Origin of the sequence: Streptomyces sp. NPDC021100 (genome assembly GCF_044333095.1) — a bacterium.
Classification (GTDB): domain Bacteria; phylum Actinomycetota; class Actinomycetes; order Streptomycetales; family Streptomycetaceae; genus Streptomyces.
Map to the genome: position 1 here is coordinate 124399 of NZ_JBIRQH010000015.1, position 23083 is coordinate 147481.

The following is a 23083-nucleotide window of genomic DNA, read 5'->3' on the forward strand; positions in this document are numbered from 1 at the left end:
GGTGGGCGTGCACGAACCGCCGGCACGCCAAAGGCCGGGCCCCGCACACCGAGTGGTGTGCGGGGCCCGGCCCGTGCGACGGGGAACCTACTGGTTCTGGTTCTCGCCGCGGTAGAACTCGAACACCCAGCCGAAGAGGCCGACCGCGATCAGGGGGGCGGAGAAGTACATCAGCCACCAGCCGATCGCGATGGACGCGAAGGCGAGGGCGCCACCGACCGCCAGGGACAGCGGCTGCCAGCTGTGCGGGGCGAAGAAGCCCAGCTCACCGGCGTCGTCCGCGACGTCCGCGTTCTTGTTGTCCTGTGCCCCGGCGTCCACCCGGCGTGCGGTGAACGCCAGGTAGTAGCCGACCATGATGCACAGGCCGAAGGCGAGGAACAGCGCGGTCGTGCCCGCCGGCTCCTTCGACCACACGCCGTACACGACGGCCATGGCCAGGATGAAGACGGAGAGCCAGATGAACATCCGGCCTTGGATCTTCACTTGCCGGCCTCCTTGCCACCCACGAGGGCCTTGTCAGCGAGGTTCTCCTCCAGCTCCAGCGCCGCGATCTCCGGGTGGTGCAGGTCGAACGCCGGGGATTCGGAGCGGATGCGCGGCAGCGTGAGGAAGTTGTGCCGCGGCGGCGGGCAGGAGGTCGCCCACTCCAGGGAGCGGCCGTAGCCCCAGGGGTCGTCGACCTCGACCTTCTTGCCGTACTTGGCGGTCTTCCAGACGTTGTAGAAGAACGGCAGGATCGACAGGCCGAGCAGGAACGAGCTGATGGTGGAGATGGTGTTCAGCGTGGTCCAGCCGTCGGCCGCCAGGTAGTCGGCGTACCGGCGGGGCATGCCCTCCGCGCCCAGCCAGTGCTGGACGAGGAACGTGCCGTGGAAGCCCACGAACAGCGTCCAGAAGGTGATCTTGCCGAGCCGCTCGTCCAGCATCTTGCCGGTGAACTTCGGCCACCAGAAGTGGAATCCGGCGAACATCGCGAACACCACGGTGCCGAAGATGACGTAGTGGAAGTGCGCGACGACGAAGTACGAGTCGGAGACGTGGAAGTCCATCGGCGGCGAGGCCAGGATGACGCCGGTCAGACCACCGAAGGTGAAGGTGATCAGGAAGCCGACGGCCCAGAGCATCGGTGTCTCGAAGGACAGCGAGCCCTTCCACATGGTGCCGATCCAGTTGAAGAACTTCACACCGGTCGGGACCGCGATCAGGAAGGTCATGAAGGAGAAGAACGGCAGCAGCACACCGCCGGTCACGTACATGTGGTGCGCCCACACCGTCACCGAGAGGCCGGCGATGGAGATGGTGGCCGCGATCAGACCCCAGTAACCGAACATCGGCTTGCGGGAGAAGACCGGGATGACCTCGGAGATGATGCCGAAGAACGGCAGGGCGATGATGTACACCTCGGGGTGGCCGAAGAACCAGAAGAGGTGCTGCCACAGCAGGGCGCCGCCGTTGGCCGCGTCGAAGATGTGGGCCCCGAACTTGCGGTCCGCCTCCAGCGCGAAGAGCGCGGCGGCCAGCACCGGGAAGGCCAGCAGGACCAGGACACCGGTCAGCAGGACGTTCCAGGTGAAGATCGGCATCCGGAACATCGTCATGCCGGGCGCGCGCATGCAGATGATCGTGGTGATGAAGTTGACCGAGCCGAGGATCGTACCGAAGCCGGAGAAGGCCAGACCCATGATCCACAGGTCACCGCCGACGCCCGGGGAGTGGGCGGCGTCGGTCAGCGGCGCGTAGGCGAACCAGCCGAAGTCGGCCGCACCCTGCGGGGTGAGGAAGCCGGCCACGGCGATGAGCGAGCCGAACAGGTACAGCCAGTAGGCGAACATGTTCAGTCGCGGGAACGCCACGTCGGGCGCGCCGATCTGCAGCGGCATGATCCAGTTCGCGAAGCCCGCGAACAGCGGCGTCGCGAACATCAGCAGCATGATCGTGCCGTGCATCGTGAACGCCTGGTTGAACTGCTCGTTCGACATGATCTGCGTGCCGGGGCGAGCGAGTTCGGCGCGCATCAGCAGCGCCATGATGCCGCCGATGCAGAAGAACACGAACGACGTGACCAGGTACAGGGTCCCGATCGTCTTGTGGTCGGTGGTGGTCAGCCACTTGATCACCTGGTTGCCTGGCGCCTTGGCGCGAACAGGCGGTGCTGCCGGGGCTGATGCGGCGGCACCCTGGGGTTCGTTGAGGATGCTCACTTGTTCTTGGTCTCCGCGTTCTTCGCGTGATCCGTCTGCGCGATGCCCGCCGGCAGGTAGCCGGTCTGCCCCTTCTCGGCCAGCTCCTTGAGGTGCTTCTGGTACCGCTCAGGAGAGACGACCTTGACGTTGAAGAGCATCCGCGAGTGGTCCTGCCCACAGAGCTCAGCGCACTTGCCCCGGAAGGTGCCCTCCCGGTTGGGGGTCACCGTGAAGCTGTTGGTGTGGCCCGGGATGACGTCCTGCTTCATCAGGAACGGCAGCACCCAGAAGGAGTGGTTGACGTCGCGGGAGGTCAGGACGAACTCGACCGACTCCCCCTTGGGCAGCCACAGCGTGGGGCCGGGCATGCCGTTCTGCGGGTTCCGGGTGCCCGGGATGCCCGTGTCGTAGACGCCCGCCGCGTCCGCCGGAGCCTTCTTCAGGAACCGGTCGGGGATGGCGTCGAGCTCCTTGATGCCACGCAGCGCCTTGCCCGGCTTCTGGCCCTGGGCGGTCTCCATGTAGTTGAAGGCCCAGTTCCACTGGAAGCCGATCACGTTCACGACGTGCTTCGGCTTGTCCGGGTTGGCGATGAGCTTGTTCTCGTCACGGGCCGTGAAGTAGAAGAGCACCGAGACGATGATGATCGGGACCACGGTGTACAGCGCCTCGAGAGGCAAGTTGTACCGGGTCTGGTTAGGAACCTCGATCTTGCTCCGGCTGCGCCGGTGGAAGATGACGCTCCAGAGGATCAGGCCCCACACCAGGACACCGACCGCGAGGGCCGCGGCCCACGAGCCCTGCCACAGGGAGAGGATCCGCGGCGCCTCCTCCGTGACGGGAGTGGGCATTCCGAGGCGGGGAAAGTCCTTCGATGTGCAACCGGTGGCGGTCGCCAGAACAGCGCCCGCGGCCAGCGCCTGCAGCAGCTTCCGCCGCACCGGGCGCCGCGACGAGCGGTCGGAGCCGTTGGGACTCACGTAGCGCCTTCCCGAGAGTCTCGCCCGCGCGGCCGGCTGCGGCCGTCTCGGTCGGTCGCCGGCCCGCTGCGGGCAGGGTTTGGATGTTTATGCGGACCAAACCCTACTGGACGCTATTTGGGGCCGCGCGGGGAGGGTGCCCAACGCGCCGGGGGGCCGGGTCACAACTCACCGAAGGGATGGAACCACCGGCTCCGGGCGGGATCTGGGAGGGCGTCAGCCCAGGCCCGCGCGGGGGCGGGGCGCGCGCTAGGTTCGATGACGTGCCCTACTTCGACGCCGCCTCCGCCGCTCCCCCGCATCCCGTCGCCCGTCAGGCGCTGCTCGCCGCCCTCGACGAGGGCTGGGCCGACCCCGCCCGGCTCCACCGGGAGGGCCGACGGGCCCGGTTGCTGCTCGACGCGGCCCGGGAGACCGCGGCCGAGGCGGTCGGCTGCCGCCCGGACGAACTCTCCTTCACCCCTTCGGGTACCCGCGCGCTGCACGACGGCATCGCCGGCGCGCTCGGCGGCCGCCGCCGGACCGGCCGCCATCTGGTGGTGTCCTCCGTCGAGCACTCCGCCGTCCTCCACGCGGCCGACGCCCTGGAGGCGGACGGCGGGAACATCACCCGGGTGGGTGTGGACCGGACCGGTCTCGTCGACCCCGCCGAGTACGCGGCGGCCCTGCGCCCCGACACCGCGCTGGCCGCCCTCCAGTCGGCCAACCACGAGACCGGCACGGAACAGCCGCTGGCCGAGGTGGCGGCGGTGTGCCGGGCGGCGGGGGTGCCGCTGCTGGTGGACGCGGCGCAGTCGCTCGGCTGGGGGCCGGTCCCGGAGGGCTGGTCGCTGCTGACCGCGAGCGCGCACAAGTGGGGCGGCCCGGCGGGCGTCGGCCTGCTGGCCGTCCGCAAGGGCACGCGCTTCTCCCCGCCCGGCCCGGCGGACGAACGGGAGGCGGGGCGCGCGCCCGGCTTCCCCGCGCTCCCCGCGATCGTCGCCGCGGCGGCCTCCCTGCGGGCGGTACGGGCGGAGGCCGACGCGGAGGCGGCCCGGCTGCGCGCCCTCGTCGACCGGATCCGCGCCCGGGTCCCCGCCCTCGTCCCCGACGTCGAGGTCGTCGGCCACCCCGCCCGGCGCCTGCCGCACATCGTCACCTTCTCCTGTCTCTACGCCGACGGCGAGGCCCTCCTCCACGCCCTCGACCGCGAGGGCTTCTCCGTCTCCTCCGGCTCCTCCTGCACGTCCAGCACGCTGGAACCGAGCCATGTGCTGCGGGCGATGGGGGTGCTGTCGGAGGGGAACGTACGGGTTTCGCTGCCGCGGGGGGCTCTGGAAGCCGACGTGGAGCGGTTTCTGGAGGTGCTGCCGGGGGTGGTGGAGGGGGTGCGACGGCATCTCGGGGCGCCTTCGGAGGCGCCGGCCCCGGCCGAGGGGGCCCCTGAGGTCGTCGTGGACGCGCTCGGGAAACGGTGTCCGATTCCGGTGATCGAGCTGGCGAAGGTGTTCGACCGGGTACCGGTCGGGGGCTTGGTGACCGTGCTGTCGGATGACGAGGCTGCGCGGCTGGATGTTCCTGCTTGGTGCGATATGCGGGGGCAGGAGTATGTGGGGGAACGGGTGATGGAGGGTGGGGTGGGGTATACGGTGCGGCGGGTGTCGTAGGGGGTGGTGCCCCGGTCCCGCCCTTTCACCGTTTCTTGCGGGGGCTCCGCCCCCGCACCCCCGAAGCGCCCTGCGGGCGCTGTCCTCAAACGCCGGACGGGCTGACTGGTCAGCCCGTCCGGCGTTTGAGGACAAGGGGGGTCTGGGGCACAGCGCCCGCAGGGGTCACCCCAAGCTCACCCCAGGTGCGCCTGGACCTCCGCCGCCGCCTCATGCCCGTACGCCTTCGCGAACCGCTCCATGAAGTGCCCGCGCCGCAGCTCGTACTCCTGAGTGCCCAGCGTCTCGATCACGAGAGTGGCCAGCATGCACCCCAGCTGAGCGGACCGCTCCAGGGGCAGCTCCCAGGTCAGGCCTGCGAGGAAGCCCGCGCGGAAGGCGTCGCCGACGCCCGTCGGGTCGACCTTCGCCTGCTCCTCGGCGCAGCCGACCTCGATCACCGGCTCCCCGGTCCGCTCGATGCGCACCCCGCGGGAGCCGAGCGTGGTGACGCGGGTGCCGACCTTGGCGAGGATCTCGTCGCCGGTCCAGCCGGTCTTGGACTCGATGAGCGCCTTCTCGTACTCGTTGGTGAAGAGGTACGTGGCGCCCTCGACGAGCTGCCGGATGTCGTCGCCGTCCATGCGGGCGAGCTGCTGGGAGGGGTCGGCGGCGAAGGGGATGCCGCGGGTGCGGCACTCCTCCGTGTGGCGGAGCATCGCCTCGGGGTCGTCGGCGCCGATCAGCACCAGGTCGAGGCCGCCGACGCGGTCGGCGACCGGCTGGAGCTCGATGAGGCGGGCCTCGCTCATGGCGCCGGTGTAGAAGGACGCGATCTGGTTGTGGTCGGTGTCCGTGGTGCAGACGAAACGGGCGGTGTGCAGGACCTCGGAGATGTGCACCGACTCCGTGTCGACGCCGTGCCGGTCCAGCCAGGCCCGGTAGTCCGCGAAGTCCTCACCGGCCGCGCCGACGAGGATCGGGCGCAGGCCCAGGACGCCCATGCCGAAGCAGATGTTGGGGGCGACGCCGCCGCGGCGCACGTCGAGCTCGTCGACGAGGAAGGACAGGGAGACCGTGTGCAGCTGGTCCGCCACGAGCTGGTCGGCGAATCGGCCGGGGAACGTCATCAGGTGGTCGGTGGCGATGGAGCCGGTGACAGCGATACGCACGGCGAATCTGCTCCTTGCGGGGCGAGGCGGTGAAGGGTGATGGCGCTACGGGAGAAAGCGGGCCGAACAGTAAAAGGCCGTACCACGCTATCGGCTCCCGCTCGGGACGCCAGTCCCGATCTCGCCACGAGCGGCTGAATTTACCTGATGACCGGCCTTTCTCCGCGGCCGTGGCGGTCGGTACGGTGCCTGTATGGCGACTCCTGTGAACCACGTCACTCCGGTCGGCTCGTCCGCCGCCGACGGTGACACCCTCGCCGCGCTGCGCAGGGACTGCGCCGGGATGCTGCCGCACTGGCGGGTTCCGGTGGCCGACGGGCCGGCCGGTGAGGCGCCCGCGGCGCGGCCGCTGCACGGGGTGTCGGTGCCGGAGCGCACGGTGCGGCTGCTGCGCGGTATGTCCGAGTACGGGGACTGAGCCCCCGGGCCGCCGGCCCCCGCCGTGGAACCGCCCGCTCCCGTGCCCCGTCCCACCGGCGCCTCACCCCGGCCGGGGCGGGGACCGGATCACCGGTGGAAGCGGAGCGAAGGAGCGATGCGGTGGGCACCGAGGGCGACACCTCCGGCAAGCGGCGGCGGAAGCACTCGCCGCCGGTGGTCGCGTCGGTCGCGGCGGCCGTGCTGCTGGCCGGGGGCGGCGGCGCGTACTGGGCCGCGACGGCGGGCGGCGGTTCGTCCGGGCCGGCCGCGGAGGAGCGGGCGGTGCCCCCGCCGCCGCTGGCGCTGGACGACGACGGGAGCGCCGGCGGTTCGGGCGGGCCGCCGCCGGGCATCGCGGTGGGCGAGCCGGACCCCAACGGCGGCGGCACCCGCTACCGGGCCGAGGGCAGGCTGCCCGACGGCCCGGCCAAGGCCCCCGTGTACACGGCGGGCCGGGCGCCGACGGCCGCCGAGGTGGCGGCGCTGGCCCGGGCGCTGGGCGTCCAGGGCGAGCCGCGGAAGGCGGACGGCGTCTGGACCGTCGGGCCGGGGGCCGGGCCGACGCTGCGGGTGGGGGCGGACGCGCCCGGCGACTGGACGTACGCGCTGCACGGGATCGCCGGCGGGAAGCCGTGCGTCCACCCGCCGGGCGCGGGGCCGGAGAAAGACGGCCCGGACGACGCCCCCGCCTGCCCGTCCTTCCGGGACCGGCCCGGCGGTTCCGACCCGGCGGCGGCGCGCCCGGTGTCGGAGGAGCGCGCGCGGGCGGCGGCCCGGCCGGTGCTCGCGGCCCTGGGCCTGGGCGACGCGAAGGTGGACGCGAGCCGGGTGTTCGGTGCCGTACGGACGGTCGCGGCCGATCCCGTGCTGGGCGGAGTGCCCACGTACGGCCGGCAGACCGCCCTGCGGGTCGGCGCCGACGGCCGGGTGACGGACGGCGCGGGAGCGGTGGTGGCGCCGGTGAAGGGCGCGGAGTATCCGCTGGTCAGCGCCGCGCGGGCGCTCGACGGGCGCAACCGGCGGGCCGGGAAGGCCGGGGTGGGGATCGGGGGCTGTGCGACGCCGGTGCCGGCGGGCGAAGGGGCGGGGAGCGCCCCGGGGCCGGCCTCGCCCCCGTGCTCGGGCGGCACGCTGCCGCGCGCGTCGGTGCCGATACGCGGGGCCACGTTCGCGCTGGCCGCGCGGTCGGTGGGGGGCCGTCCCGCGCTGGTGCCGTCGTGGCTGTTCGAGGCGGCGGTGCCGGGCGGCGGGAAGGCGACGGTGACGGTCGTCGAGCCGGCGGTGGACCCGAAGTACCTGACCTCCGCGCGGGGCACGCGGCCGGCTCCGGGCGGCGGGCCGGGGCGGACGGTCCCCGCCCAGGTGACGTCGTACAGCGCCGACGGGACGCGGCTCACCCTGCACTTCTGGGGCGGGGTGTGCAGCGACTACGCGGCGTCGGCGCCGGGCCAGTCGTCGGCGGCGGTGACGGTGAAGATCACGGGCGTCGAGCGGGAGCCCGGTCGGCCGTGTGTGCTGATGGCCCGGCGGTTCGACCGGAAGGTGGCGCTGGACCGGCCGCTGGACGGGCGGAAGGTGGTGGACGTGGTGACGGGCGAGCCGGTGCCGCGGGGCTGACCGCGCCGGGATACGCGGAAGGCGGGCGCCCCTTTCGCGAGGGGTGCCCGCCTTCCGTACGCGGTGCCGGTGACCGTCAGCTGAAGGAGTCGCCGCAGGCGCAGGAGCCCGTGGCGTTGGGGTTGTCGATCGTGAAGCCCTGCTTCTCGATGGTGTCGACGAAGTCGATGGAGGCGCCGCCCAGGTACGGGGCGCTCATCCGGTCGGTGACGACCTTGACGCCGTCGAAGTCCTTCACGACATCGCCGTCGAGCGAGCGCTCGTCGAAGAAGAGCTGGTAGCGCAGGCCGGAGCAGCCGCCGGGCTGGACGGCGACGCGCAGCGCGAGGTCGTCCCGGCCTTCCTGCTCCAGCAGGCTCTTGACCTTCGCTGCCGCGGCGTCGGACAGGAGGATGCCGTCGCTCACAGTGGTCTTCTCGTCCTGAACGGACATCTGCTTCACTCCCGGGTTTTATGCGGACTGCTTGCCCTCGGCTGAACCGACGGAGCCCGGGATTCATTCCGGGTCCGGCCGTGTGTTCCTGGCTTTCATGCTCGCACATCCACCGCGCACCCGGGAATGCGTCACATCGACGCAATGGGCATCGTCAAAGTGACACGAAGCAGTTATGATAGATAGCGTCAAATTGACGACAAGGCCGGTGCAGCTCAGTCCGGTCGTCCGCAGAACAGAAAGGGTGCGTGTCGTGACCACCGCCCAGTCCCTGGATTTCCAGGACCCCGCCCCGTCGCCCCTCGCCCTGCTGCTGCTCGGCCGCGAGTCCGACCCGCGCAGCGAGCGCGGCGTCGAGTGCCCCGGCGACCTGCCCGCGCCCTCCGACCCGGACCTGGTGGAGCGGGCGCGTGCCGCGAAGGCGAAGCTGGGTGACCGGGTCTTCGTCCTCGGCCACCACTACCAGCGCGACGAGGTGATCGAGTTCGCGGACGTCACCGGCGACTCCTTCAAGCTCGCCCGGGACGCGGCGGCCCGTCCGGACGCGGAGTACATCGTCTTCTGCGGCGTGCACTTCATGGCCGAGTCGGCCGACATCCTCACCACCGACGCCCAGCAGGTCGTCCTTCCGGACCTGGCCGCCGGCTGCTCGATGGCCGACATGGCCACCGCCGAGCAGGTAGCCGAGTGCTGGGACGTGCTCACCGAGGCGGGCGTGGCCGAGACCACCGTCCCCGTCTCGTACATGAACTCCTCCGCCGACATCAAGGCCTTCACCGGCAAGCACGGCGGCACCATCTGCACCTCCTCCAACGCGGAGCGGGCGCTCAACTGGGCGTTCGAGCAGGGCGAGAAGGTCCTCTTCCTCCCGGACCAGCACCTGGGCCGCAACACCGCCGTCCGCGACCTCGGCATGTCCCTCGACGACTGCGTCCTCTACAACCCGCACAAGCCGAACGGCGGCCTCACCGCCGAGGAGCTGCGCGGCGCGAAGATGATCCTCTGGCGCGGGCACTGCTCCGTCCACGGCCGCTTCTCCCTGGACTCCGTCCGCGAGGTCCGCGAGCGCATCCCCGGCGTCAACGTGCTCGTGCACCCCGAGTGCAAGCACGAGGTCGTGGCCGCCGCCGACTACGTCGGCTCGACGGAGTACATCATCAAGACCCTGGAGGCCGCCCCGGCCGGGTCCAAGTGGGCCATCGGAACGGAACTCAACCTGGTCCGGCGGCTGGCGAACCGTTTCGCGGCGGACGGCAAGGAGATCGTCTTCCTGGACCGGACGGTGTGCTTCTGCTCGACCATGAACCGGATCGACCTCCCGCACCTGGTGTGGGCGCTGGAGTCGCTCGCCGAGGGCAAGGTCGTGAACCGGATCGAGGTGGATCCGGAGGTGGCGGCGTTCTCGAAGCTGGCGCTGGAACGGATGCTCGCGCTGCCGTAGGCAGCGGTTGGTTTGGGGGTGGTGCCCCGGTCCCGCCCCTTCGCCGATTCCTGGGGGCCAGCCCCCAGCCCCCGAAACCGCGCTCCGCGCGGTTGTCCTCAAACGCCGGACGGGCTGTGTCAGCCCGTCCGGCGTTTGAGGACGCGCACCGCAGGTGCGCTCGGGGGTGCGGGGGCCCGCGCCCGCAAGAAACGGCGAAAGGGCGGGGCCGGGGCCTACTCCCCCCGCGGCCGCACCAGCCCCGTCTCATACGCGATCACGACGAGCTGCGCCCGATCCCGCGCCCCCAACTTCGCCATCGCCCGATTGACATGCGTCTTCACCGTCAACGGGCTGACAGCCAACCGCTCCCCTATCTCGTCGTTCGACAGCCCGCCGGCCACCTGCACCAGCACCTCCCGCTCCCGCCCGGTCAGCGCGTCCAGCGCCTCCGCGCCCCGCCGGGCCGGCCCCCCGCCGTAGGAGCCGCCGCCCTGGGCGAGGAAGGTGGCGATGAGGCCCTTCGTCGCCGCGGGCGACAGCAGGGCCTCGCCGGCCGCGGCGATGCGGATGGCGGCGAGCAGTTCCTCGGGCTCGGCGCCCTTGCCGAGGAAGCCGGAGGCGCCGGCGTGCAGGGACTGCACCACGTAGTCGTCGACCTCGAAGGTCGTGAGCATCACCACCCGTACCCCGTCGAGCGTCGGGTCCGAGCAGATCTCGCGGGTGGCGGCGAGGCCGTCCACGCCGGGCATCCGGATGTCCATGAGCACCACGTCGGGGCGCACCTCGCGGGCCAGGCGCACCGCCTCGGCGCCGTCCGCCGCCTCGCCGACCACGCGCATGCCGGGTTCGGAGTCGACGAGCACCCGGAAGGCGCTGCGCAGCAGGGCCTGGTCGTCGGCGAGGAGAACGCTGATGGAGGACTCGTCCGTCATGGGGTCAGCGTAGGCGGCGCGCGCAGGCGGGGACGGGCAGCCGGACGCGGACGCGGAAACCGGCCGTCCCCTGCCGGGGTCCGGTCTCGATCGTGCCGCCGAGCGCGGTCACCCGCTCCCGCATGCCGACCAGCCCGTGCCCGCCGGCCGGCCCGCCGTCGCCCGGGACACCGTCGCCCGAGGCGTCGTCCTCCGGGCCGTCGTCCAGGACGGTGAGCACCAGGCTCCCGGGAGCCCGCAGTATGACGACCTCGGCGCGGGCCCCCGGCCCGGCGTGCTTGTGCACGTTGGTCAGCGCCTCCTGGAGGACCCGGTACGCGGTGAGGTCGACGGCGGCCGGCAGCCTGCCGGCGACGGACGCGGCGGGGTCCTCGGCACCGGCCCCCGGCGCGTCGGCCGGGGCACCGGTCACGGTGACGGCCACGCGCAGTCCGGCCCGGGTGAAGCCGTCCACGAGCTGGTCGAAGGCGCCCAGGCCGGGGGCCGGCTCGGTGGGCGCCTCCGGGTCGCCGTACTGCCGCAACAGGCCGACGGTGGACCGGAGTTCGTCCAGCGCGGACCGGCTGGCCTCCCGGACGTGGGCCAGCGCCTGCTTCGCCTGGTCCGGGCGGCTGTCCATGACGTGCGAGGCGACCCCGGCCTGCACGTTGACCAGCGCGATGTGGTGGGCGACGACGTCGTGCAGCTCGCGGGCGATGCGCAGCCGCTCCTCCGCGACCCGGCGGCGCGCCTCCTCCTCCCGGGAGCGCTCGGCGCGCAGCGCCCGTTCCTCGATCGCGGCGATGTAGGCGCGCCGGCTGCGGACCGCGTCGCCCGCGGCGGCGGCCATGCCGGCCCAGGCGAGCATCCCCACGTTCTCCTGCGCGTACCAGGGCGGCGGGCCCAGCAGCATCACCGCGCCCGTGAGGGCGGTGATCGTCACCGCGGCCATGCGGAGGGCCGCGGCGCGCTCGGTGCGGGAGACGACCGTGTAGAGCGCCACGACCGCCGACAGCGCGACCTGGATGCGCGGGATCCCGTCCCCGGCGTCCGCGGCGCCCACCGCCGTCAGGACGGACGTCACCACCAGGACCGTGCGCGGCGCCCGGCGCCGGACGGCGAGGGCCGCGGCGGCGAGGACGGCGCAGGTGACGAAGAGGGGGGAGAGGGGGTGGGCGGCCACTCGGTGACCGACGAAGACGCTGCCGATCATCAGGGCGAGGACGATCACGGCGACGGCCGCGTCGGCGGCCGCCGGGTGGCCGCGGAGCCGGCCGCAGACGGCGGGGGTGGTCATCGGTCCCCTCGGGGGCGGAGTGCGTTCTACTGCGGGCGCCTGCGGCGGGCTGTGCCCCGGTCCCTCCCCCAGAGGGGGCACCCCCACTTCGCCGATTCCTGGGGGCTGCGCCCCCAGACCCCCCTTGTCGCGGCTTCGCCGCTCGTCCTCAAACGCCGGACGGGCTGAAATCAGCCCGTCCGGCGTTTGAGGACAACCGCGCGGAGCGCGGTTTCGGGGGTGCGGGGGCAGCGCCCCCGCAAGAAACGGTGAATGGGGGTACCCCCTCTGGGGGAGGGACCGGGGCACCACCCCCCGCAGGGGTCACCCCGGGATGAGCCCGTCGTCGCTGAGCATCTCGCGAACCTCCGCGAGCGACGCGTCCGGCGCGGGCAGGATCAGCTCGGAAGGCTCGAGAGCGTCGTCGGGCAGCGGACCGCCCAGCCGCCGCACCGCGTCGAGCAGAGCCCCGAGCGTCCGCCGGAACCCCTCCTCGTCCCCGCTCTCCATCTCATCGAGCAGCTCGTCGTCCAGCGCGTTGAGCTCGGCGAAGTGGCTGTCGGCCAGCTTCCACTGGCCCTCCCCCATGATGCGAACGATCACGGCGCCTCCTCTCGTTCCGCGGCCCGCGCGTCAGCGCTTGTGGAAGTCGGGCCGGTCCTGCGGCTGGGCGGACTGCGACGGGGCGCCGCCCTCGATGGCCGGCTTGGCGGTGCCGCCGGAGAGCTCGGCCTTCATCCGCTGGAGCTCCAGCTCGACGTCCGATCCGCTGGACAGGCGGTCCAGCTCGGCCGTGATGTCGTCCTTCGCCATGCCCGTGGGGTCGTCGAGGGCGCCGGAGGCGAGGAGCTCGTCGATGGCGCCGGCCCGGGCCTGGAGCTGGGCCGTCTTGTCCTCGGCGCGCTGGATGGCCATGCCGACGTCGCCCATCTCCTCCGAGATGCCGGAGAAGGCCTCGCCGATGCGGGTCTGGGCCTGGGCGGCGGTGTAGGTGGCCTTGATGGTCTCCTTCTTGGTGCGGAAGGCGTCGACCTTGGCCTGGAGCCGCTGGGAGGCGAGGGTGAGCTTCTCCTCCTCGCCCTGGAGCGTCCGGTGCTGCGTCTCCAGGTCGCTGACCTGCTGCTGGAGGGCGGACCGCCGGGTCAGCGCCTCCCGCGCGAGGTCCTCGCGGCCGAGGGCGAGCGCCTTGCGGCCCTGCTCCTCCAGCTTCGCGGACTGCCCCTGGAGCTGGGTGAGCTGGAGCTCCAGGCGCTTGCGGGAGGTGGCCACGTCGGCCACGCCCCGGCGCACCTTCTGCAGCAGCTCGACCTGCTTCTGGTACGAGTAGTCGAGGGTCTCGCGCGGATCCTCGGCCCGGTCCAGGGCCTTGTTGGCCTTCGCGCGGAAAATCATCCCCATACGCTTCATGACACCGCTCATGGGCCTCGCGCGCCCCCTTCTGACCGACTAGCTCGGGCTTCGGCTCCATCACACCTACAGAACCCACAGTACGGGGCCTGTCCCCATTACCGCACTGTCCGGACCCGGATGCGCTCCTCCTGCAGGACGATCAGGGGGGCGCCTTCCTCCGGCAGGAGGAGGAGACCGCCCACCGGGCGGGGTCCGGGGCGCCCGCGGGCGGGGCGTCCCGCGGAGGCCATCCCGGGATCATTCCCCAGAACGCTGGGGTCCACCCCCGGGACCCCGTACCCTTGGGTCCCGTGTTCCGAAGCCGTTCGAAGGAAGAGCAGTCCGCCAAGGCCGCCGACGCCAAGGTGACCGCGGACCAGCCCCAGCAGCCCCGTCATCCGGAGGCCCCCAAGGGCCGCCCCACGCCCAAGCGCAGCGAGGCCGCGGCCCAGCGCCGCAGCCTGGCCAGTACGCCGGCCAACCGCAAGGAGGCCGCGAAGCGGCAGCGCGAGACCCGCCGGACCGACATGGCCCGGCAGCGGGAGGCGCTGGCCAACGGCGACGAGCGGTTCCTGCCCGCCCGTGACAAGGGGCCCGTCCGCCGCTTCGCGCGGGACTTCGTGGACTCCCGGTTCACCGTCATGGAGTTCTTCCTGCCGCTCGCGGTGGTCATCCTCGTCATGAGCATGTTCAACCGCGGGAAGTTCCAGCAGTACGTGCTGCTGGCGTGGATGGTCGTCATCCTGGTGATCGTCCTCAACTCGGTCGTCCTCGCGGTCGGCCTGCGCAAGGGGCTCAAGGAGCGCTTCGCCGGCGAGAGCACCCGGGGCGCCGTCCCGTACGCGCTGATGCGCTCCCTGCAGATGCGGCGGCTGCGGCTGCCCAAGCCGAAGGTCGCGCGCGGGGAGAAGCCCTGAGCGGCTCCCCGTGGGGCCCGGCCGGCACGCTGTCGGACGGGCCCGGAGCGGTACCGGGCTCCGAAGAGTCCGGTGTGTCCGAGGAGTACGTCTGGACGTACCCCGGCACGGCCCCCGGAGGCGCTTTCGGGGCCGCACCCGTGATGGCCCCCGGGCCGGCCTGGGGGGATGTCCCCGGGCCTCGCCCCCACGACGGTGGCGCCTGGCCCGGGACGCCCGGGACGTTCCCCGGCGCGGCGCGGTCCGGAAGCCCGGCCGCCGTGTTCACCGCGCCGGCCGGGTACGCCGGGGCCGTGGAGGCCGCCGACGAGGGCCTGTGGGAAGGCCTGCGGAACACCGTCCGGCACGAGCTGGTCGCCCGGCAGATCGACGAGCAGATGGCCGCGCGCTTCCCGGCCGGGCAGCGCCTGCGCGTCCTCGACGTGGGCCTCGCCCACGGCACCCAGGCGCTGCGGCTCGCCCGCGCGGGACACGAGGTGACCGCGCTGGAGTCCGACCCGTCGACGGTGGCCGCCGTCCGCAAGGTGCTCGCCGCCGGGCCCGCGGAGGTCCGGGAGCGCGTCCGGCTCCTGGAGGGCGACGGCCGGGACACCGGCGCGCACTTCACGCCGGGCGCCTTCGACCTCGTCCTCTGCCACGGCGTGCTGATGTACGTACCGGAGCCCGACCCCCTGCTGGCCGGGCTCGCCCGCGTCCTGGCCCCCGGCGGCCTGCTGTCGCTGCTCGTCCGCAACGCGGACGCGCTGGCCCTGCGGCCCGCCCTGGCCGGCGACTGGGACCGGGCGCTCGCCGCCTTCGACTCCCCCTACGACACCGACCGCACCGGCGCCCCCGTCCGCGCCGACCGGCGCGAGACCCTGACCGCCACCCTGGCCGGCATCGGCGCCCCACTGCGCGCCTGGTACGGCGTCCGCGTCTTCACCGACCCGCCGGCCCGCCCCCGCCCGGCCGACCTCGACCGCCTGCTGGCCGCCGAGGACCGGGCCGGACGGACGGACCCGTACCGCGCGGTGGCGGCGCTGCTGCATCTGTGCGGAGTGCGGGGCGGATAGGGCCGGGCGGGGTGCGGACCCGACGCCCGGCCGCGCCGGCCGGCTGCCGGGGCCCTGGCCACCGGCCGCTCCGGACCGGGCGGGCAGAGAAGACCACGGGTCCTGCGCCCGGCCGCGGACGCCGGCCGCGCGACCGTCAGCCGGGCCCTTGGCCGCCGGCCGCTCCGGACCAGGTGGCCGGGCCGCCCGCGACGGGGTGCACGACGTCGGCCGGGTCTGCGAGGCATCGCCGCCCTTGAAGCTGGGCCAGGCCCGGGACCGTCGGGGCTCGTCGGGGCCACAACGGTCGCCGGGCGCAGAGGCCGTCAGCCCTCAAGGAGCAGCCTCGCCCCGCGGCCGTTGCCCGTAAGAACGGCCACGCCGTAAGAGAACCCCCGTAAGAAGTCCCCCAGGACGCGACAACGGCCGGCAGCCCGGCCCGGAGTTTCCCAGGCGGCCGCCGGCCTCGCCGCGGTCCCGTGGGGCGGGCGCCGTGCCGCCCGGGGCGTCAGCTCTCCGCCGCCGCCCGGAGGCTCATCGGGGAGTCGTAGATCTCCTGGCCGTCCTCGAAGAGGCGTACCTGTTCCACGCCGCCCTCCAGCAGTGCCCGCCACTCCTCGCCGAGCCAGGACTCCGCGTCCCCCTGCGTCGAGAACTCCTCCGGCTCGACGGCCGGGGCCGTCTCCGTCCCGTCCGCCTTCTCGAACCGCCACACCCACGCCATGCCAGCCTCCAAAGGCTCGTGGTTCGCTGCCGGAACGCAGCCTAACTCCCGGCCGGGCGCGCGGTCCCGGGGCGAGAAAGGGTGATCCCGGCGCGCCCGCCGCGCACGGACGCGAGACGATCGGGGCGTGGAACTGACTCTGCTCGGCACCGGGGCCCCCGAAGGGCTGCCGCGCCCCGGCTGCCCCTGTGCCGCCTGCGCCACCGCCGTGGGCGAGAACGCCCGGGCGGCGACCGCCCTGCTCGTCGACGGCGAGCTGCTGCTCGATCTCACGCCCGGGCCCGCGTTCGCGGCCGCGCGGGCGGGCCGGAGCGTCGCCGGAGTGCGGCAGGTGCTGCTCTCCCACCCGCACGACGGCCCGGCCGTCGAGCTGCCGCCCGGCCTGCCGGCGCCGGTGCGGGTGCCGGACGGCCGCGACCTGTCGGTGATCAGCGGGCACCGGGTGCGGGCGGTGGCCCTGGACGCGCCGGGCACGGGCTACGAGGTGACGGGCCCCGACGGCGACCGCCTGCTCTACCTGCCGCCCGGCGGCGCCCCGGCCGGGCTCTCCGCCGCGTCCGGCCCGTACGACATCGTCCTCCTCGACGTCGTGGACCGGCCCGACGCCCTGGCCCGGCTGCGCGAGACGGGCGCGGTCACCGCGACGACGGACGTGATCGCCGTCCACCTCGGACACGAGGTGCCCCCGGGGCGGGAGTTGCACCGCCAACTGGCCGCGGCCGGGGCGCGGGCCGTCCCGGACGGCAGCACGCTCACCGTCGGGGACTACCACGCCGTTCCCGACGTGCCCCGGCGAACGCTCGTCCTCGGCGGGGCGCGCTCGGGGAAGTCCGTGGAGGCCGAGCGGCGGCTGGAGTCGTTCCCCGAGGTCACCTACGTCGCCACCGGCGGCACGCGGGACGGCGACTCCGACTGGGCGGCCCGCGTCGCCCTGCACCGCGAACGCCGCCCGTCCTCCTGGCGCACGGCCGAGACCTGCGACCTCGTCCCCCTGCTCGCCGCCGACGGACCGCCGCTGCTGATCGACTGCCTCTCGCTGTGGCTTACCCATGCGATGGACGCCGTGTCGGCGTGGGACGACGCGGCGTGGGCGAACGGGGGGTCGTCGGCGTTGGCGCAGCGGGTCGCTTCGCTCGTCCGTGCCGTTCGGGAGACGCGGCGCACCGTTGTCGCCGTCAGCAACGAGGTCGGGTCCGGGGTGGTGCCCGCGACCGCTTCCGGGCGGCGGTTCCGGGATGAGCTCGGGCGGTTGAACGCGGCGTGGGCGGCGGAGTGTGAGCATGTGCTGGTGGTGGTGGCGGGGCAGGCGATGCGGTTGCGGTAGGGAGGGGGTGTGCCCCGGTCCCACCCCTTCGCCGATTCCTGGGGGCAAGCCCCCAGACCCCCTTTTCGCGGCTTCGCCGCTCGTCCTCAAACGCCGGACGGGCTGATACAGCCCGTCCGGCGTTTGAGGACAGCGCCCGCAGCGTGCTTCGGGGGTGCGGGGGCCCTCCCCCGCAAGAAACGGTGAAAGGGCGGGACCGGGGCACAGCCCCGCGCAGCGGTAGTGTGTCGCGGATGAGCGGTCTGAATCTTGACGAGTTCGCCACGCTGATCGAGCGCCCCGACCCGGACACCCGCCGCGAAGCGGAAGAGCGGCGCGAACGGCTGGCCCCCCGCCCGGGTGCCTTCGGCCGCCTGGACGAGCTCGGCGAGTGGCTCGCCGCCGCGCAGGGCGGGGTGCCGGTGAAGCCGGTGGAGCGGCCGAAGGCGATCCTGTTCGCGGGCGACCACGGGGTCGCCTCGCTCGGCGTCTCCGCCGGCCCCGCCGAGGGCGCGTACGCGCTCGTGCGCGCCACCCTCGACGGGGAGAGCGCCCCGGCCGTCCTGGCCCGCCGCTCCGGCGTGGAGCTGCGGATCGTCGACATGGCGCTGGACTGCGATCCGGAGCTGCTGCCGGCGGAGGTCACCCGGCACCGGGTGCGCCGCGGCTCGGGCCGGATCGACGTCGAGGACGCGCTGACCGTGGAGGAGGCGGAGGCCGCGTTCCGGGCGGGGATGGCGGTCGCCGACGAGGAGGCCGACTCCGGCACGGACCTCGTCGTCCTCGGCGACCTGAGCGTGGGCGGTACGACCGCCGCGGGCGCGCTGATCGGCGCGCTGTGCGGGACGGACGCGTCGGTGGTGACCGGCCGGGGCGGCGCGGGCATCGACGACCTGGCGTGGATGCGCAAGTGCGCGGCGATCCGGGACGCGCTGCGCCGGGCCCGGCCGGTCCTGGGCGACCAGTTGCGGCTGCTGGCGACGACCGGTGGCGCGGACCTGACCGCGACGACCGGGTTCCTGCTGCAGAGCGCGGTGCGCCGGACGCCGGTGATCCTGGACGGCGTGGTCTCCGCCGCGTGCGCCCTCGTCGCGCAGCGTGTCGCCTTCCGTGCCCCGGACTGGTGGCTGGCCGGGCAGAGCAGCGGTGATCCGGCCCAGGCGAAGGCGCTCGACCGGATCGCGCTCAACCCTCTGCTCGATCACGGCGTCACACTGGGCGAGGGAACGGGGGCGCTGCTCGCTCTGCCGCTGGTGCGGGCCGCGGCGTCCCTGGCGGCGGAGCTTCCCGAACGTTCCTGAGGCCGACGCACGGCCGACGCGGAGCCGACGGGGGGCCGACACGGGCCGGAAGGTCTCGACAGCGGTCACCGGCAGCGGAAACGTGGGGGCCACGCCGTCCGCCACGTCCCCTCGCCCACCGTTCCGTCGCCTTCTCGGGAGAAGTCCGCTTGACTCCGGATGACGAGACGCGCCCGGGCCCCTGGCCCCGGCGCGCCGCAGCCTTCGCCGTGTGGTACCTGCGTGCCGCCGCCTTCGTCAATCTGCTCAGCGCGGTGTGGGTGTCCTTCGGGGCCAGCATCCGGCGGCACAGCGTCGACGACTACTTCACGCCGTACCTGCTGGAGGCCAGCTTCACCTCGGCCGTGGTGTCGCTGTTCATGGCGGTCACCCTGCGGCGCCGCAAGCGGGCGGCGTGGATCCTCAACCTGGCGCTGGCCGGGGTGCTCCTGCTGCTGCTGGCGCTGCTGATGTGGTTCCCGGAGTTCCGGGCGCACGGCCAGAACTGGTTCTCGGTGGTGATCACGGCGCTGTTCGTGGCCGCCCTGGTGGTGGGCCGGCGGGAGTTCTACGCGGTCGGCGACCGCTCCAACCCCAAGCTGGCGGCGGCCGTCGCGGCCGGGGGCCTGCTGGTCTGCTCGCTGATCGCGGCGTTCCTGGTGACGGTCACCAACCAGGCGGGGGACGCGTACCGGTCGACCTTCTGGGAGCGCTGGCGCTACGGCGTGCGGCGGCTGGTCTTCCTGGCGAGCGACGACAGCCCGTTCCCGGCGATCGACACCCCGGACTGGGTCAACGTCACCATCAACGTGATGAGCACGGTGCTGCTGGTGCTGGTGGTGTGGGCGGCGTTCCGCTCCCGCCGGGCCACCGACCCGTTGACGCCGGAGGACGAGGCGCGGCTGCGGGCGCTGCTCGACAAGTACGGCGACCGGGACTCGCTGGGCTACTTCGCGCTGCGCCGCGAGAAGAGCGTGGTGTGGTCGCCGTCCGGGAAGGCGGCGGTCACCTACCGGGTGGTCGGCGGGGTCTCGCTGGCCTCGGGCGATCCGCTCGGCGACCCCGAGGCGTGGCCGGGGGCCATCGAACCCTGGCTGGCCGAGGCCCGGGCGCACGGCTGGATCCCGGCCGTGATGGGGGCGAGCGAGGAGGGCGGCACCGTCTACGCCCGGCACGGCATGGACGCCCTGGAGCTCGGCGACGAGGCGATCGTCGACACCGCGGAGTTCACCCTGGAGGGCCGGGCCATGCGGACCGTCCGGCAGGCGTTCAACCGGGTGAAGCGGGCCGGGTACACGGTCCGCATCCGGCGGCACGAGGACATCCCCGAGGAGGAGATGGCCGAGCTGCTGCGGCGCGCGGACGACTGGCGCGACGGCGCGACCGAGCGCGGCTTCTCGATGGCGCTGGGCCGGCTGGGCGACCCGGACGACGGCCGCTGCGTGATGCTGGAGTGCCACGACGGCGAGGGCGAACTGCGGGCGCTGCTGAGCTTCGTGCCATGGGGGCCCAAGGGGCTCTCGCTGGACCTGATGCGCCGGGACCGGGAGTCCGAGAACGGCCTGATGGAGTTCATGGTGATCGAGCTCCTCCAGCGGGCGAAGGAGCTGCGCATCGCCCAGGTATCGCTGAACTTCGCGATGTTCCGCTCGGTCTTCGAGCGCGGCTCCCGGCTCGGCGCGGGACCGGTGCTGCGGGCCTGGCGCTCGCTGCTCAGCTTCTTCTCGCGCTGGTGGCAGATCGAGTCGTTGTACCGCGCGAATGCGAAGTACCGGCCGATCTGGGAGCCTCGTTTCATGCTGTTCGAGAAGAGCAGTGACCTGCTGCGGATCGGCGTCGCCAGTGCCCGCGCGGAGGGCTTCCTGGAGGCCCCGGGGCTGCCGAAGTGGCTGAACCGCAAGCATTTGGAGAGCCGGCGATGAACCGTGCGGCGCTCCGACGCGCCGCGCGTACCGAATGGGGACCGCTCCTCACCCAGGTGACCGAAGCGCTCGCCCGCGACCGGCTCCGCGCCATCCCGCTGACGCTCTCGGCGGTCGGCCTCATCGTCGTCTTCCAGCTGGTGCAGAACCAGCCGTGGGGCTACGGCCCCGTCCAGGCGGTCGGCTCGGTACGGGCCGAGGTGCCCTGGTGGCTGGCGCTGCTGCGGACGCCGCTGTCGCTGTTCGTCCCGGCGCTGGACCTGCCGGTCTGGGGGTCGCTCGTCCAGGTCCTGCTCGTCTTCGGGATCGCCGAGATCTGCCTGGGCCGCCGGCGGACGCTGGCCATCGCCTACGCCGCCACGCTGACCGGGACGATGTACGCGCGGGTGGCCATCGCCCTGGGCCCGGGCTTCTGGGGACTGCCGGCGCACGCGGCCAAGGTGGTCGACACCGGCCCGTCGGCGGCCGTGGTGGGGCTGGCGGTGTACGTGTCCTGGCGCTACCGGGCCTGGGTCACCTGCGGGGTGGTGGTGCTGGCGATGGTGGCCGAGGTGGCCGTCAAGCCGAACCTGGCGGGCAAGGAGCACATCGCGGCCGTCGCGGCGATACTGGTCCTGAGCGGGGCGGACGAGCTGCGCAGACGCCGCCGCAAGCCGCGGGACGACCGCTTCCGGGGCGGGCCCGGAAGCGGGGATCAGCGGTCGGGGGCGCCCGCGACGAGGTCGTGAAGCCGGTTGCGGACGGCGTTCCAGCGGGCGTCGTGGCGGTAGGCCCGCACCCGGGCCCGGCGGCGGGCGCGCGGGCGGTTGCGGTAGAAGCGGCGGGCCCACGGCGAGCCGGGCCGGGCCAGCCGCACCGCGCCGATCAGCGCGACCAGCGGCACGACCGCGCCGATGAGGGCTATCCGCGGCTTGCCCTTGGCCAGGGCGAACAGCGCGATCAGGAAGTTGATCAGTATGTTCGAGACGAGGATGCTGCGGCTGCGCAGCTCCTCGGGGGTCAGTTCGTTCACCCCGAAGGGGGAGAACCCGAAGAGGACCAGGGCGACGAGGGCGGCCGTCAGCACCACGATCTCCACGCTCTTGCGGCCCTGTTCGGTCCAGTAGACGTCGTCGAGGTGCAGGATCAGCGCGAACTCGTCCAGCACCAGCCCGGCGCCCATCCCGAAGAGGACCGCCGCGACCACCGCGCTCAGCCCGTGCCGGCCCGCCGCCACCGCGCCGAAGCCGCCGACCACCATCAGCACCACGCCGGGGACGACGTGGTGGACGTGCAGGCCGCCGGGGCGGATGTTGCGGAAGGGGCCCTTGCCCGCGCGGATGAGCCGGGTGATCACCCGGGTGACGAGGAACGTCAGCACGAACGAGGCCAGGGCCGCCAGCAGCGGCAGCTTGCCCGGCTCGACGATATTGCGGTCAAGCCAGTGTTCCATCGGACTCCCGCACTTCCGAACTCCGCCCTGACGTGCAGTTTATCGACAACCGGGCGCGTTCCCCCGTTCCTCCGCGGGCCCCGCGCGGCCGCCGCCCGGCCACCGCCTGACCGCCGCCCGGCCGTCCGTCACCGCCGGGATACCCTGCCCGCGATGACCGACACGCCCGCTCCCGGCACCCCCCGCGTGACCACCGGCGACGCCCTCCGGTTCGCCTTCGGCACGTTGACCGTACTGCCCGTCCGCCTCACCCGCTGGGACCGCCCGGCGGCGCGCGGGGGCATGCTCGCCGCCCCGCTCGCCGGCCTCGTCGTCGGCGTGTGCGCCGGTGCGGCGGGCTGGCTCCTGCTGCTGCTCGGCGCGAGCCCCCTCGTCGCGGCGGTGGCCGCCGCCGCCGTACCCGCCGTGCTCACCCGCGGGCTGCACCTGGACGGGCTGGCCGACGTGGCCGACGGGCTGGGCAGCGGCAAGCCCGCCGAGGACGCGCTGCGGATCATGAAGCAGTCGGACATCGGCCCGTTCGGCGTCGTCACCCTGGTGTTCGTGCTGCTCGGCCAGGCCGCCGCGCTCGCCGGCCAGTACGCCGCCGGCGGGGCGCGCGGCGCCCTCGCCGCCCTGGTCGCGGCCGTCGCCGCGCGCTGCGCCCTCACCCTCGCCGCCCGCCGCGGCGTCCCGGCGGCCCGCCCCGGCGGGCTGGGCGCCGCGGTCGCCGGGGTGGTGCCCGTTCCCGCCGCCCTGGCCGTGACCGCCGCGGCCTGCTGCGCGGCGGCCGGCGCCGGCGCGCTCCTGGGCCCGGGCGCGGCCGTCCGCGCGGGAGCCGCCGTGCCGCTCGCCGTCGCGGCGGCCGAACTCCTCCTGTTCCACTGCCGGCGCCGCTTCGGCGGGGTCACCGGGGACGTCTTCGGGGCCCTGGCGGAGACCGCGGCCACCACCGCGTTGATCGTCACGGCCCTGGGCTGAACGACCGCGCGGGGATAGGCTCGTGCCCGCCCGAAGGCCCGGAACCCGGCGGCGCACGCGCGGCGCATACGATGCGCGGTGG

General features: G+C 73.6%; 22 protein-coding genes. 11 read left to right on the forward strand and 11 right to left on the reverse strand.

The features are described from left to right. Positions 1–87 precede the first annotated feature (87 nt). Genes ACH4PU_RS25035 through coxB form a run of 3 tightly spaced genes read right to left on the reverse strand, consistent with a single transcriptional unit; the run spans position 88 to position 3166 of the window. Positions 88–486 (reverse strand): cytochrome c oxidase subunit 4, encoded by a 399-nt coding sequence (locus ACH4PU_RS25035; RefSeq protein WP_004954088.1) that lies wholly within the window; start codon positions 484–486, stop codon positions 88–90. Further along, a complete protein-coding gene (ctaD, locus tag ACH4PU_RS25040; protein ID WP_398276124.1) occupies positions 483–2204 on the reverse strand; it encodes a cytochrome c oxidase subunit I in 1722 nt (573 codons plus the stop codon). Before ctaD ends, ACH4PU_RS25035 begins: the two co-directional genes overlap by 4 nt. Next, on the reverse strand, positions 2201–3166 hold the full coding sequence (gene coxB / locus ACH4PU_RS25045) for a cytochrome c oxidase subunit II (RefSeq protein WP_398276127.1): 966 nt from the start codon (positions 3164–3166) through the stop codon (positions 2201–2203). Before coxB ends, ctaD begins: the two co-directional genes overlap by 4 nt. 263 nt (positions 3167–3429) lie before the next feature. Here coxB and ACH4PU_RS25050 point away from each other — a divergent pair, with 263 nt between their 5' ends. Next, on the forward strand, positions 3430–4812 hold the full coding sequence (locus ACH4PU_RS25050) for a cysteine desulfurase/sulfurtransferase TusA family protein (protein WP_398276130.1): 1383 nt from the start codon (positions 3430–3432) through the stop codon (positions 4810–4812). A 176-nt stretch (positions 4813–4988) separates the two neighbouring features. Here ACH4PU_RS25050 and ACH4PU_RS25055 read toward each other — a convergent pair whose 3' ends face one another. Further along, positions 4989–5963 (reverse strand): carbohydrate kinase family protein, encoded by a 975-nt coding sequence (locus ACH4PU_RS25055; protein WP_398276133.1) that lies wholly within the window; start codon positions 5961–5963, stop codon positions 4989–4991. A 193-nt stretch (positions 5964–6156) separates the two neighbouring features. On the opposite strand from ACH4PU_RS25055, the gene ACH4PU_RS25060 reads away from it, so the two are divergent. Together ACH4PU_RS25060 and ACH4PU_RS25065 are read left to right on the forward strand one after the other, a co-directional pair. Further along, positions 6157–6381 carry a hypothetical protein gene (locus ACH4PU_RS25060; protein WP_398276136.1) on the forward strand — a complete coding sequence of 75 codons (225 nt, stop codon included), beginning with the start codon at positions 6157–6159 and terminating at the stop codon, positions 6379–6381. Positions 6382–6503: 122 nt separating this feature from the next. Beyond that, a complete protein-coding gene (locus ACH4PU_RS25065) occupies positions 6504–8000 on the forward strand; it encodes a hypothetical protein (protein ID WP_398276138.1) in 1497 nt (498 codons plus the stop codon). Positions 8001–8076: 76 nt separating this feature from the next. Here ACH4PU_RS25065 and erpA read toward each other — a convergent pair whose 3' ends face one another. Next, a complete protein-coding gene (gene erpA / locus ACH4PU_RS25070) occupies positions 8077–8433 on the reverse strand; it encodes an iron-sulfur cluster insertion protein ErpA (protein ID WP_004946545.1) in 357 nt (118 codons plus the stop codon). A 244-nt stretch (positions 8434–8677) separates the two neighbouring features. Between erpA and nadA the strand changes: the two genes are divergently transcribed. Beyond that, positions 8678–9874 carry a quinolinate synthase NadA gene (gene nadA, locus ACH4PU_RS25075; protein WP_152264360.1) on the forward strand — a complete coding sequence of 399 codons (1197 nt, stop codon included), beginning with the start codon at positions 8678–8680 and terminating at the stop codon, positions 9872–9874. Between the two features lie 215 nt (positions 9875–10089). Here the strand turns inward: nadA and ACH4PU_RS25080 are convergent, their stop codons facing one another. From ACH4PU_RS25080 to ACH4PU_RS25095, 4 genes are all read right to left on the reverse strand, one after another. Further along, positions 10090–10788, reverse strand: coding sequence for a response regulator (locus tag ACH4PU_RS25080; protein ID WP_398276143.1), 699 nt, complete (start codon positions 10786–10788; stop codon positions 10090–10092). 4 nt (positions 10789–10792) lie between these two features. After that, positions 10793–12064: a sensor histidine kinase gene (locus tag ACH4PU_RS25085; RefSeq protein WP_398276146.1), complete on the reverse strand. Its 1272-nt coding sequence runs from the start codon at positions 12062–12064 to the stop codon at positions 10793–10795. Positions 12065–12367: 303 nt separating this feature from the next. Continuing rightward, positions 12368–12646, reverse strand: a complete 279-nt coding sequence (locus tag ACH4PU_RS25090; RefSeq protein WP_398276149.1) for a hypothetical protein — start codon at positions 12644–12646, stop codon at positions 12368–12370. Between the two features lie 30 nt (positions 12647–12676). Beyond that, a complete protein-coding gene (locus ACH4PU_RS25095) occupies positions 12677–13462 on the reverse strand; it encodes a PspA/IM30 family protein (RefSeq protein ID WP_398276152.1) in 786 nt (261 codons plus the stop codon). 281 nt (positions 13463–13743) lie between these two features. On the opposite strand from ACH4PU_RS25095, the gene ACH4PU_RS25100 reads away from it, so the two are divergent. Further along, positions 13744–14349 carry a DUF3043 domain-containing protein gene (locus ACH4PU_RS25100; RefSeq protein WP_398276155.1) on the forward strand — a complete coding sequence of 202 codons (606 nt, stop codon included), beginning with the start codon at positions 13744–13746 and terminating at the stop codon, positions 14347–14349. Positions 14350–14726: 377 nt separating this feature from the next. Next, positions 14727–15401 carry a class I SAM-dependent methyltransferase gene (locus ACH4PU_RS25105; RefSeq protein WP_398276309.1) on the forward strand — a complete coding sequence of 225 codons (675 nt, stop codon included), beginning with the start codon at positions 14727–14729 and terminating at the stop codon, positions 15399–15401. Positions 15402–15888: 487 nt separating this feature from the next. Here the strand turns inward: ACH4PU_RS25105 and ACH4PU_RS25110 are convergent, their stop codons facing one another. Then, the gene (locus tag ACH4PU_RS25110; RefSeq protein ID WP_185940156.1) at positions 15889–16104 is read right to left on the reverse strand and encodes a hypothetical protein; all 216 of its coding nucleotides are present in this window, start codon (positions 16102–16104) and stop codon (positions 15889–15891) included. A 127-nt stretch (positions 16105–16231) separates the two neighbouring features. Between ACH4PU_RS25110 and ACH4PU_RS25115 the strand changes: the two genes are divergently transcribed. From ACH4PU_RS25115 to ACH4PU_RS25130, 4 genes are all read left to right on the forward strand, one after another. After that, positions 16232–17428: a bifunctional adenosylcobinamide kinase/adenosylcobinamide-phosphate guanylyltransferase gene (locus tag ACH4PU_RS25115; protein ID WP_398276158.1), complete on the forward strand. Its 1197-nt coding sequence runs from the start codon at positions 16232–16234 to the stop codon at positions 17426–17428. Between the two features lie 233 nt (positions 17429–17661). Beyond that, positions 17662–18708 carry a nicotinate-nucleotide--dimethylbenzimidazole phosphoribosyltransferase gene (locus ACH4PU_RS25120; RefSeq protein WP_398276161.1) on the forward strand — a complete coding sequence of 349 codons (1047 nt, stop codon included), beginning with the start codon at positions 17662–17664 and terminating at the stop codon, positions 18706–18708. Positions 18709–18857: 149 nt separating this feature from the next. Next, on the forward strand, positions 18858–20609 hold the full coding sequence (locus ACH4PU_RS25125; protein WP_398276164.1) for a phosphatidylglycerol lysyltransferase domain-containing protein: 1752 nt from the start codon (positions 18858–18860) through the stop codon (positions 20607–20609). Next, positions 20606–21337, forward strand: a complete 732-nt coding sequence (locus ACH4PU_RS25130) for a hypothetical protein (RefSeq protein ID WP_398276167.1) — start codon at positions 20606–20608, stop codon at positions 21335–21337. The genes ACH4PU_RS25125 and ACH4PU_RS25130 overlap by 4 nt, the downstream gene beginning before the upstream one ends. Here the strand turns inward: ACH4PU_RS25130 and ACH4PU_RS25135 are convergent. Beyond that, positions 21304–22041: a hypothetical protein gene (locus ACH4PU_RS25135; protein WP_398276170.1), complete on the reverse strand. Its 738-nt coding sequence runs from the start codon at positions 22039–22041 to the stop codon at positions 21304–21306. The genes ACH4PU_RS25130 and ACH4PU_RS25135 overlap by 34 nt on opposite strands. 153 nt (positions 22042–22194) lie before the next feature. Here ACH4PU_RS25135 and ACH4PU_RS25140 point away from each other — a divergent pair, with 153 nt between their 5' ends. Then, positions 22195–23001 (forward strand): adenosylcobinamide-GDP ribazoletransferase, encoded by an 807-nt coding sequence (locus ACH4PU_RS25140; protein WP_398276173.1) that lies wholly within the window; start codon positions 22195–22197, stop codon positions 22999–23001. The last annotated feature ends 82 nt before the right edge of the window (positions 23002–23083 follow it).

What these genes read in the sequence shown, in the direction of transcription:
- ACH4PU_RS25060 (WP_398276136.1), top strand. Translation starts at nt 6,157, where the DNA reads ATGGCGACTCCTGTGAACCACGTCACTCCGGTCGGCTCGTCCGCCGCC.
- erpA (WP_004946545.1), bottom strand. Translation starts at nt 8,433, where the DNA reads ATGTCCGTTCAGGACGAGAAGACCACTGTGAGCGACGGCATCCTCCTG.
- ACH4PU_RS25080 (WP_398276143.1), bottom strand. Translation starts at nt 10,788, where the DNA reads ATGACGGACGAGTCCTCCATCAGCGTTCTCCTCGCCGACGACCAGGCC.
- ACH4PU_RS25085 (WP_398276146.1), bottom strand. Translation starts at nt 12,064, where the DNA reads ATGACCACCCCCGCCGTCTGCGGCCGGCTCCGCGGCCACCCGGCGGCC.
- ACH4PU_RS25095 (WP_398276152.1), bottom strand. Translation starts at nt 13,462, where the DNA reads ATGAGCGGTGTCATGAAGCGTATGGGGATGATTTTCCGCGCGAAGGCC.
- ACH4PU_RS25105 (WP_398276309.1), top strand. Translation starts at nt 14,727, where the DNA reads ATGGCCGCGCGCTTCCCGGCCGGGCAGCGCCTGCGCGTCCTCGACGTG.
- ACH4PU_RS25110 (WP_185940156.1), bottom strand. Translation starts at nt 16,104, where the DNA reads ATGGCGTGGGTGTGGCGGTTCGAGAAGGCGGACGGGACGGAGACGGCC.
- ACH4PU_RS25120 (WP_398276161.1), top strand. Translation starts at nt 17,662, where the DNA reads ATGAGCGGTCTGAATCTTGACGAGTTCGCCACGCTGATCGAGCGCCCC.
- ACH4PU_RS25130 (WP_398276167.1), top strand. Translation starts at nt 20,606, where the DNA reads ATGAACCGTGCGGCGCTCCGACGCGCCGCGCGTACCGAATGGGGACCG.
- ACH4PU_RS25135 (WP_398276170.1), bottom strand. Translation starts at nt 22,041, where the DNA reads ATGGAACACTGGCTTGACCGCAATATCGTCGAGCCGGGCAAGCTGCCG.
- ACH4PU_RS25140 (WP_398276173.1), top strand. Translation starts at nt 22,195, where the DNA reads ATGACCGACACGCCCGCTCCCGGCACCCCCCGCGTGACCACCGGCGAC.